Source organism: Sphaerospermopsis sp. LEGE 00249, assembly GCF_014299995.1.
In the GTDB taxonomy this organism is placed as follows: Bacteria; Cyanobacteriota; Cyanobacteriia; order Cyanobacteriales; family Nostocaceae; genus Sphaerospermopsis; species Sphaerospermopsis kisseleviana.
The window spans coordinates 43,760-53,521 of record NZ_JACJUZ010000033.1 but is presented as its reverse complement, the minus strand read 5'-3'; the positions used below and the strand labels follow the sequence as shown (position 1 = coordinate 53,521).

Here is a 9,762-nt window from a genome sequence, read left to right as displayed (position 1 = left end):
TTTCCGTGAGGGCATAGGAGTCAGGAGTCAGGAGTCAGGAGTCAGGAGGAGATTTGAAAATTTCTTTGCCATCTCTTGAAATCCCAAAAAATGCACACTTTTTCCGGTATACCCTTCAAAACCCTTGGACTAATTTCTGTGTTTATCAGCCTCTAACCTTTGATATATCAAGGTTTTAGGTTTATTCAGCAAACCCTAATTAATAATTAAAAAGGGTTTTATTCCCCTGTCGTGTATCCTACAGGTAATGTTTAAGTCCCTGAGTAAAGTATAAATTTAATTATGAATTATCAATTATGAATTATCAATTATGAATTATCAATTAAGCGTTCCCTGCCTCTACGAAAAATTCATGAATCAAATCGGATCACTATATGATAGAAACCAGGTTTAGTGGAAACGTGCAAAAACATGGTCTCGCAGGCGATAATCAAAGTTATGGGTGATAAGTTTCTTGGTAGGGGCAAATTCTAGCAACTGCCCAATATGATTTTTATTGTAGTAAAATAAAGCTGTGAAATCTGATAAACGAGAAACTTGTTGGATGTTGTGAGAGACAAATACAATTGTTAATTCAGAACGCAAACATTCGATAAGTTCCTCAATTTTCATGGTAGAAATGGGATCAAGTCCTGCACAAAGTTCATCCATAAGGAGGACTTGCGGTTTAACTGCTAAAGCACGGGCAATACACAACCTTTGTTGTTGTCCAAAGGATAATTCTAAAGCCGATTTATGAAGTTTATTTTTGAGTTCTTCCCAGAGTTCGGCAGCTTTTAGTGCTAACTCGACAATTTCATCTAATTCTGCTTTGGGATGCCATCCGATTAATTTTACTCCATAGGTTACATTATCATAAATGCTCATGGGAAAAAGATTTGGTTTACCATAAATTAAAGTAATTTGACGACGTAGGCGATTTAAGTTGACACGACGACCATAAATATTTTGACTAAAAAATTCAATGTTCCCTTCAACTTGTATTTCTCCTTCTAGTTCAATCATGCGATTGAGAGATTTCAAAAATGTGGACTTCCCACAACCGCTAGGTCCCACAATCGCGGTAATTTTATTTTGGGGAATATCCATTGAGACATCTTCAATGATTTTTTGAATTCCGTAATAAAAGCTAAAATTTTTAACTCGGATGGCAGGAATTATTTTACTCATAGGAAATAGGGAATAGGGATTTATGTTGTGATTCAATCTAAAATCTAAAATCTAAAATCTAAAATCTAAAATCTAAAATCTAAAATCTAAAATCTAAAATTGAATGATTGAGAAACATAATAAATAGGTGTGCGTCAAATAAGCTGGTAATCTCACATCTGTTATGATTCTCAATCATGTCAGGTGAGTAATGATCATCTTAGTCCATAATCAGGGTTAAAGTCTAGGATGTTAACTGGGATATTAGCAAGAAGATGCTGGTACAAGATATGACGGGTAAATTTTCTAGACTATTTTCAACAGGACAAGAAAAAAGTGAGTTGTTTATGGTAAGACGCTTGAGTTTTATAGTTACTACTATTATTGTCTGGCATCTGTGCAGTTTTGTCACACTGGCACAAAATAAAAAACCAGAACAAATGAGGTGGTTTCCTCCGAGTCCTTTGGAAATGACTACACCTGATCCTCTGGTAAGGAGTTCATGGAAAAAACAACCGTTAACTACTGACGAACTGCAACAGTTGAAAACTGCACTGGATGAGTTAAACCAAGAAGCGATAACGACTTTTCAAAGGGGAGATAAAACCGCTGCTTTTGATATTTGGAATAGAGAATTACGACTGCGGCGCTTTTTAGGTTCTTTAGTCCAGGTGCAAGCTTTATCAAGGGTGGGGGCGATCGCGTGGCAGGAAAATGAGCGTGAACAGGTAATGTATATTACTAAGCGGTTGCAAGAGATTGAAAAACAGATGTTAAAGGAGAAAAGTACAGATTTACAATTATGGCGATCGCTTGGTGAAGCTTACCAAAATGTGCGTATTCCCAAATTAGCTGTAGGTGCTTACGAGCAGATTTTAACATTGGTGAGACAACAAAAAGATGTTAATACTGAATTAGCAACTTTAAATACTCTGGGGGAATTACATTTAAGTTGGTTTGATTATTCTCAAGCTGCTAAAACTTACGAAGAATTGCTCAATTTGGCTATTAATAGAGGTGATAGAAACAATGAATTAGCATATTTGCAACAACTAGCTTATATTTATGAACTGGGTAAACAACCTCGACAAGCGATCAATGTTTTGAATAAGTTAGCGGCAATTTATAATAGAAATAACAATCTTACTCAAGTTCCGGCTTTAAAAATCAAAATAGCAGAAAATTATCAATTTTTGGTCAGAGAAAATCCCAATTTTCTGCAAGAAGCTTTTAATAATTATCAAGAAGCTTATGTTACTGCTTGGAAATTAGAACAGTATGTGACTGCTAGTGAAGCTTTGCAAAAGTTAATTAGGTTGTATCGTTCCCAAAATCAAATTAATGAAGCTTTGCAAGCTAGTAGAATTTTGTTGGAAACGGAAACATTAGCGACTAATTTTTATGGTTTGATGCAAGCTTATGATCAAATGGGAGAAATGTATTTAGAAAAGAAAGAAGAGGGAAAAGCATTAGCAGCGTTTGAAAAAGGGTTAGAAATAGCCAGACAACTTAAACATCAAGAGATATATTTTGCCCAGAAGATTGAAACATTGTCAAAAAAGAATTTGTAATAAGTAGTCGTGCAAAATAAATTTTATATTTGGGAGAGGGAACAGGGAAGGAATACAGACATTAGACATCTCCAGAAAAGAAATTATGGAACCTATTTATGGGGGCAGGGCGAAGCATTTGGGATATCTAGATGTCTGATTTTTCCGTTAAATTATCGCTCAAATGCTTCGCCCCTACAACTTATGACAAATTAATACATTTGGGATATCTAGATGTCTGATTTTTCTGTTAAATTATCGCTCAAATGCTTCGCCCCTACAACTTATGACAAATTAATACATTTGGGATATCTAGATGTCTGATTTTTCTGTTAAATTATCGCTCAAATGCTTCGCCCCTACAACTTATGACAAATTAATACATTCTATTTTGGAGAGGTCTATTCCCAGTTGGAGACTGGGAACGAGATAACGAGATAAACGAGATAACAAGGTATTACTCCTGACTCCTGTGATAAGTATCCACAGCCACACGCAAATTACCTTTATGCACTGCTAAAAGTTCCTCACCTGCGGTTTTATCTAAATTTGTCCAGTGCATTAATAAAGCCAACTTCACCCATTTACCACTACGTTCTAATAAGAAACCTGCGGCTTCTCGACTTAAACCGGTTAAATCTTGTAAAATTCTTAAAGCGCGATCGCGTAATTTTTGATTTGTTACCGCAACATCCACCATTCTATTACCGTAAACTTTCCCTAATTTCACCATCACGCTGGTAGAAAGGATATTTAAGGCCAGTTTGGTTGCAGTACCAGCTTTCAACCGAGTTGAACCTGCTAATATTTCTGGTCCTGTTAACAAGCGAATATCAATATCTGCATCAAAGGGAACTTGTTCTGCGGGAACACAGGCGATAAAAACTGTTAAAGCTCCCCTTTGACGTGCTGCTTTTAATGCACCTTGAACATAGGGAGTAGTACCCCCAGCAGTGATACCGACGACTACATCCAGTTGATTAATTTTGTGTTGGGCGATCGCACTTTCACCATCTTCCGCTAAATCTTCTAAACCCTCAGAACTGCGTAACAACGCCCCCGCACCACCAGCAATAATACCCTGTACCAACTCTGGAGATGTGCAAAAAGTAGGTGGACATTCAGCCGCATCTAACACCCCTAACCGTCCACTTGTTCCCGCACCGATGTAAAATAAACGTCCACCTTGATGTAAACGTTCAGCCGTCTTTTCAATAGCTGCGGCTAACTGAACCTTTGCACTGGCAACAGCAACTACCGCTTTTTGGTCTTCAGTATTAAATAATTCTACCAATTCCAAAGAGTTTAGTTGGTCTAAATTCAGACTATTAGGATTTACTTGTTCTGTGAGTAGATGTCCGCGTTCTTGTAAATTTGTCATTTCTCAGTTATCAGTTATCAGTTATCCGTTATCAGTCAATACTACTCGGTTAGGTTACAAAATAATTGATATTGTAATTTCGGTTACGAGATAACGCAACCCACGGGAAATTTTTTTCCCCTTTAAAGGGGAGGTTTTAAACCTTAAATGAAACAATTGTCAATTATCAATTATCAATTATCAATTAATTACCTATTCATTCATATTTTTCAGTGTTGCTACTGCTGAAGGTGAAATCTGGTTCAGATAACGGAAAACCCAATACTTGAATATAGTATCTAGAATTACTGGGAATGTAGCAATAAATAGGAAAATAGCATTTCTATCTGCGGCAATACCCAAATGACTAGCAATACTTTCTAAAATCACTTCCCAACCGTGAGGAGAATGGAAACCTACAAAAATATCTGTGAATAAAATAATGATAAATGCTTTGGCACTATCACTTAAACCATAAATAATTTCATTCAGCAGATTTTTAATAGCTATCACCCCTTTTTTATTGATGACTACCACAACTGCAAAAGCAAATAAACCTAATAAATCCGCAAAAACATTTGCCACTGCACTATTACTTTTATGTTTAAATTCTTCTGCTAATTCTTCTGCTTTAAGTGAAATTTTTTCTTCCATAGCTTCGGCAGAAATTTGAGGAGAATGTTTCAATAAATTGTCAAATTTTAATTCTTCCTCAAAAGACTGCAATTCTTTTAGTGCTTCCTCTTTCATTTCCCAGTTCAGAAAAATAGGTGTACTTTCAACACTGCGAAAATGTTCTACAGCAGGAAGTATGAAAAACTTTTTAGACAATTCTTGAGTTAACAAGGGAATGAGAATTAATAACAACAAACAGTTAATAGCTCGTTTGGTAATTTTTCTCGATGCTTGAAAATTCCGCAATACCTCCTGTTCAGAACTTGGACTCATATCATTGGTAATTTTACGAAATGTTCTACCAATGGATCTGGGAAAAATACCAGTTTTTTTGGTGACTGGTTCAATATTTTCTAAACTGAGTTTTGATGTTAGTTGAGAGGAATTTTTTGGTGGTTGTTGGTGAGATTCTAGCTTGGTAAGAGTTGGTTTTTGAGAATAAGCTACAACATTAGAATTAGATAATTCTAAATCCTCATTTTTGTATCTGGAGAGAACTTCATCAATTAATTTTAGTTTATCCAAAAAAGCGTAATTAGAGTTTTTGATAAAAAATCGACTCACCTTAAATTCTACAACTCTGATTTTAATAATCTTTAAATATTTTTCCACATCTGTCTGAAAACAATCTAAAACATTTTGACTGTAATCACCTGACTGACTAGATACTTTATCCCCTGCAAAATGTTCTAATTCAATATCTTTAATTTTTAAAGCCATTTTATATGCTTGTTCTAATGCTCTTTCTGGTGTGCGTAAAAACCATTGACTCCCTATATTTAGGTAATTATTTTCTTCAGCTATTTTATCTGAAAAATCTGAATTTACGTAATTTTTCATTTTGATGGTAGATGGCTAAATGTTTCCTAAAAAAAATCAAATAATGAGGTAGATAAACTTTGAATTAATTGATAAAAATTGATTTTTTAAATCCAAAGTTTATGTATTTATCAACTTTAACTTTTCTACCTCATCAAAAAATAAATATTAAATAAATATTTTCTCAATTAACCTGCTTTTAAACAAGCTAAAGGATCGGGAACAGGGAAAGCGTCAGAACTTAAAGGCACAAACTTACTATCATTAGCATTGTAAGCAAAAATTTGTCCTGTTTCTATTTCATAAACCCAAGCATGGAGAGATATTTTACCACCATGTAATTTAGAACGAATCACAGGATAGGTTTCTAAATTTTCAATTTGAGTTAAAACATTTTCTTCTACAGCTATTTTTAGCAATGTTTCCCCATCATAGTTTTGATAGTTTTCTCGCAAAAGACGACGGGTAGACTCGGCATTGCGTTTTAACCAATCATAAACTAAAGGCATTTCATCAGATAAATTATTTAATTGTAGGAGTGCTTTCATACTACCACAGTGAGAATGACCACAAACAATAATATGCTTAATATTTAAAGCAGAAACAGCATATTCAATTCCCGCACCTTCACTGCTATTAGGACTTCCATGAGTGGGAATAATATTACCCAAATTCCGAATAATAAACAGTTCTCCTGGTTTAGTTTGTGTTAATAAATTCGGATCAATGCGAGAATCAGAACAAGTAATAAAGAGAATTTCAGGAGTTTGTCCTTGAGATAATTGGCGGAACATTTCCTGATGAATTGTGAAATAGTTAGTTTGAAATTCGTTCAGTCCTTTGATAATTCTTTTCATTGGCATTGTAGAATTCATGTGATTTTCGTTTTAGTGTTTTTATTCTTTTGGTATCTGCAACATCCTAGAAATTTAATAATCTACTTATTGATCAAAAATTCTGATTCCTGACTCCTTAATTATTTAGTGATTAACCCATTTTGCATCAGTTACTAAACACACACCTCCGATTTTTTTCAGCAGAGGGGTGATTTTTTCCACTAAATTATCTAATTGTTTTTGATTGGTACAAACTGTCATAATGTAACTATTACTAAATTCATAGTCAATATCGGAAGATACTAAACCTCGATCACCTTTACCAGAGGTATCTTTAATAATTGTATATCCAGAAACAGAGACGATTTCTAAAATGTTCAGAGCATCTTCAATGTGAGATGTATCAATAACAATCTCTACTTTTTGGACTTCTTGCATAATAGGGATTGATAAATTTAGACTTGTTAGATTGGGGGAAAAGGTATCTGATATCAGAGAATTACTTGTGGTAATTAAACAAATACCACCAATGGTTTTGAGGATGGGTAAAATATCTCTGAGCAGGTATTCAAATTGTATTTGATTGGTGCAAATAGTAGAAATATAACTATTGCTAAATTCTCGCCCCAAATCGTTATAACAAATCCCCCTATCCCCTTTACCGTAAGAATTTTCTATTAATGTATATCCAGGAACTTTCACAGAATTAAGGATATCTATAACTTCTCTTTGTTCCAGGGTGCTGACAATGATTTCTACTCGGTTAACGAGTTCCATAAATAACACCTAGACTAATACCTATTGGACAGAAAACAGCAATTTCTGATGTTTGTAATTTCATGTTTGTAAATCTATGGTCAAAAGACTAATGAGCTATACACCAACAAGTTTTAAAATTTGTAAGTAAAGAGGAATTCCCACAATAATATTAAAGGGGAATGTTAAAGCTAAAGCCATAGAAACATAAAGACTAGGATTAGATTCGGGAACAGTTAATCTCATCGCTGCCGGTACGGCAATATAAGAAGCACTGGCACATAAAACCGCAAATAAAAGTCCATTTCCTTCTCCCATTCCCAAGACTTTTGCAATCAAAATTCCTAAGATAGCATTGACAACAGGAATGAAAACAGAAAAACCAATTAAGAAAGAACCTGTTTTACTTAGATCTTTAATTCTTCTGGCTGCTACTAATCCCATATCCAGTAAAAAGAAAGTCAGCGCACCGTAGAAAATTCCTTGAGTAAATGGTTGTAATTTTTCCCAACCTTTTTCTCCTGTTAATAGTCCAACTAGCAAACTACCAATTAACAGAAACACTGAGCCATTTAAAAAAGCTTCGTGCATCACTTTTCCCCAAGAAAATCCTTCTTCACCTTCTGTCTTGGGTGCAAATGCTCTCACCAGAATTAAGCCGATAATAATAGCTGGAGATTCCATTAAAGCTAATGCTGCTACCATGTGTCCCCCATAGGGAATGTGCAGTTTTTCTAGAAAAGAACTAGCGGTAATAAAGGTGACTGCACTAATAGAACCGTAGGTAGCAGCGATAGCAGCTGCATTGTAATGATCAAGCTTGATTCTGAGAATAAAAAAGGTGTATACTGGTACAATAGAAGCCATGACAATAGCAACTATCAGCGTCATTGCTATTTGCGAGTTAATGCCACTTTCTGCTAGTTCATGTCCGCCTTTAAAACCAATGGATAACAGCAAATACAGTGAAAATAATTTTGGTAAGGGTTGGGGAATTTCTAAATCTGATTTTAAAAAAACCGCCAGCATTCCCAAAAAGAAGAACAACACAGGGGGATTGAGAATGTTAAAAAGAATTAAACTGCCATCCATTGATTTTTTCTTTCCTCAGCATTAGAAAACTTTATGAACTACCCTCTAAATTAGTCCACAAATTTTAAGAAAAGCATGAGAAGAAATTAAGAATTTTCTTAGAATTAAGTTGGCAGTATCAAAATGGTAATTCTACAGTGAATGTGGTGAATTGATGGGGGTTACTGGTGACATAAATTTTACCACTGTGTAAGCGAACAATTTCATGGGCGATCGCTAAACCTAATCCTGATCCACCTGTATACCGTGAGCGATCGCTTTCTGCACGATAAAAACGCTCAAACAAATGGGGTAAATGTTCCGATGCAATTCCTTTACCCGTATTAGTGATAGTTACTTTCACCTGTTCATTTTCACGATATGTTTCTACACTAATCTTACCTTCCGGGGATGTGTACTTAATGGCGTTATCTAGTAAATTTAAAAACAAACTGGTTAAGTGATCAGAATTGCCAGTAATGTAAAGTAAGGGTTTTATACTTGCACAGATGGTAATATTTTTATCTGCTGCTAAAAGCTGAATTTGCTCAATGAGAACTTCTAGTAACTCGCTTAAATCAACATTTGTCAAAGTCCATTGATATTCAGATTCACTTTGATCCAAACGAGTGAGAAAAAGCAAACCATTAGCAAGACGAATCAAACGATCAACTTCCCGTTGTAATTCTTGTAAGGTATGATGATATTCTTCTGGTGTACGCTCTCTACTTAAAGTTACACCCAGTCTGCCTTTAATCACTGTTAAAGGTGTGCGTAACTCATGAGAAGCATCGGCTGTAAATCTGCGTTCATGCTCAAATGCAGCTTGCAAGCGATCTAACATCCCATCCAAGGTGATAGCTAATCTTCCCACTTCATCTGTTGAACCTTGATAACCGATGCGCTGGGTGAAATCATTAGGACTTATTGCCTGGGCAGTGCGAATAATGCGACCAATAGGACGTAACGCTTGATCCGCTAAAAATAAACCTCCACAAGCTGCAATTAAGAGAATTAAAGGAAAACTCAAAAGCATCAAAGTCAGCAGATGTTCTGAAGCTTCAGAAATAGGATCTAGAGATTGGGCAACTTGTAACCAACCAGCAGTGGAAGATAAAGATAATGGTTGAGTATAAACTCGCCAAATCTTGCCGTATTCAGTAACACTGGTATAACCGATTTTTACGGGCATCATCGGTGATATGGTTTTGTAACTACCGATACCATCCCAAATTTCACCTTGGGGAGAAACCAAACGCACGGAAAAACCAGCATTAGTTAACTTACGGGTAATAGTTTCAGACTGTTGTTTGATCTTCAAAGTAGGATGACCATTTACCTGAATCACTTCAGCAAAAGTTTCCGAAGCTGCAACCTGCAAAGCTGTATCTAATTGACCAAGTAAACTATGTTTTAATTGAATATATAAATAGGTATCGAAAACTACTAGCGTACAGCCCAAAAGCAGTATGTACCATGTTGTTAGACGAGTTCTAATTGTACTTTGATTAAATCGTTGAGAAAACATACAGCAGGAGTCAGGAGT

8 protein-coding genes are annotated in these 9,762 nt (G+C 35.3%); 1 reads left to right on the top strand and 7 read right to left on the bottom strand.

Annotation, left to right across the window (positions count from 1 at the left end; genetic code table 11):
* Nucleotides 1-390 precede the first annotated feature (390 nt).
* Complete coding sequence (locus H5968_RS13130; protein ID WP_187040308.1) at nucleotides 391-1,170, bottom strand: phosphate ABC transporter ATP-binding protein; 780 nt, start codon at nucleotides 1,168-1,170, stop codon at nucleotides 391-393.
* A gap of 326 nt (nucleotides 1,171-1,496) precedes the next feature.
* On the opposite strand from H5968_RS13130, the gene H5968_RS13125 reads away from it, so the two are divergent.
* Nucleotides 1,497-2,720 carry a lipopolysaccharide assembly protein LapB gene (locus H5968_RS13125; protein ID WP_187040311.1) on the top strand — a complete coding sequence of 408 codons (1,224 nt, stop codon included), beginning with the start codon at nucleotides 1,497-1,499 and terminating at the stop codon, nucleotides 2,718-2,720.
* 436 nt (nucleotides 2,721-3,156) lie between these two features.
* Here H5968_RS13125 and murQ read toward each other — a convergent pair whose 3' ends face one another.
* From murQ to H5968_RS13095, 6 genes are all read right to left on the bottom strand, one after another.
* Nucleotides 3,157-4,080, bottom strand: coding sequence for an N-acetylmuramic acid 6-phosphate etherase (murQ, locus tag H5968_RS13120; protein WP_187040307.1), 924 nt, complete (start codon nucleotides 4,078-4,080; stop codon nucleotides 3,157-3,159).
* A gap of 192 nt (nucleotides 4,081-4,272) precedes the next feature.
* Nucleotides 4,273-5,574, bottom strand: a complete 1,302-nt coding sequence (locus H5968_RS13115; RefSeq protein ID WP_187040306.1) for a proton extrusion protein PcxA — start codon at nucleotides 5,572-5,574, stop codon at nucleotides 4,273-4,275.
* Between the two features lie 167 nt (nucleotides 5,575-5,741).
* Nucleotides 5,742-6,428 carry a carbonic anhydrase gene (locus tag H5968_RS13110; protein ID WP_370569769.1) on the bottom strand — a complete coding sequence of 229 codons (687 nt, stop codon included), beginning with the start codon at nucleotides 6,426-6,428 and terminating at the stop codon, nucleotides 5,742-5,744.
* 105 nt (nucleotides 6,429-6,533) lie between these two features.
* Nucleotides 6,534-7,166 carry a hypothetical protein gene (locus tag H5968_RS25140; RefSeq protein WP_222620668.1) on the bottom strand — a complete coding sequence of 211 codons (633 nt, stop codon included), beginning with the start codon at nucleotides 7,164-7,166 and terminating at the stop codon, nucleotides 6,534-6,536.
* A gap of 96 nt (nucleotides 7,167-7,262) precedes the next feature.
* On the bottom strand, nucleotides 7,263-8,237 hold the full coding sequence (locus H5968_RS13100) for a sodium-dependent bicarbonate transport family permease (protein WP_187040305.1): 975 nt from the start codon (nucleotides 8,235-8,237) through the stop codon (nucleotides 7,263-7,265).
* Between the two features lie 118 nt (nucleotides 8,238-8,355).
* Complete coding sequence (locus H5968_RS13095; RefSeq protein WP_187040304.1) at nucleotides 8,356-9,744, bottom strand: cell wall metabolism sensor histidine kinase WalK; 1,389 nt, start codon at nucleotides 9,742-9,744, stop codon at nucleotides 8,356-8,358.
* Between the last annotated feature and the right edge of the window lie 18 nt (nucleotides 9,745-9,762).

Bases quoted from the DNA above. Each gene is read 5' to 3' on its own strand.
- H5968_RS13130 (WP_187040308.1), bottom strand. From the start codon at position 1,170: ATGAGTAAAATAATTCCTGCCATCCGAGTTAAAAATTTTAGCTTTTAT.
- H5968_RS13125 (WP_187040311.1), top strand. From the start codon at position 1,497: ATGGTAAGACGCTTGAGTTTTATAGTTACTACTATTATTGTCTGGCAT.
- murQ (WP_187040307.1), bottom strand. From the start codon at position 4,080: ATGACAAATTTACAAGAACGCGGACATCTACTCACAGAACAAGTAAAT.
- H5968_RS13115 (WP_187040306.1), bottom strand. From the start codon at position 5,574: ATGAAAAATTACGTAAATTCAGATTTTTCAGATAAAATAGCTGAAGAA.
- H5968_RS13110 (WP_370569769.1), bottom strand. From the start codon at position 6,428: ATGAATTCTACAATGCCAATGAAAAGAATTATCAAAGGACTGAACGAA.
- H5968_RS25140 (WP_222620668.1), bottom strand. From the start codon at position 7,166: ATGGAACTCGTTAACCGAGTAGAAATCATTGTCAGCACCCTGGAACAA.
- H5968_RS13100 (WP_187040305.1), bottom strand. From the start codon at position 8,237: ATGGATGGCAGTTTAATTCTTTTTAACATTCTCAATCCCCCTGTGTTG.
- H5968_RS13095 (WP_187040304.1), bottom strand. From the start codon at position 9,744: ATGTTTTCTCAACGATTTAATCAAAGTACAATTAGAACTCGTCTAACA.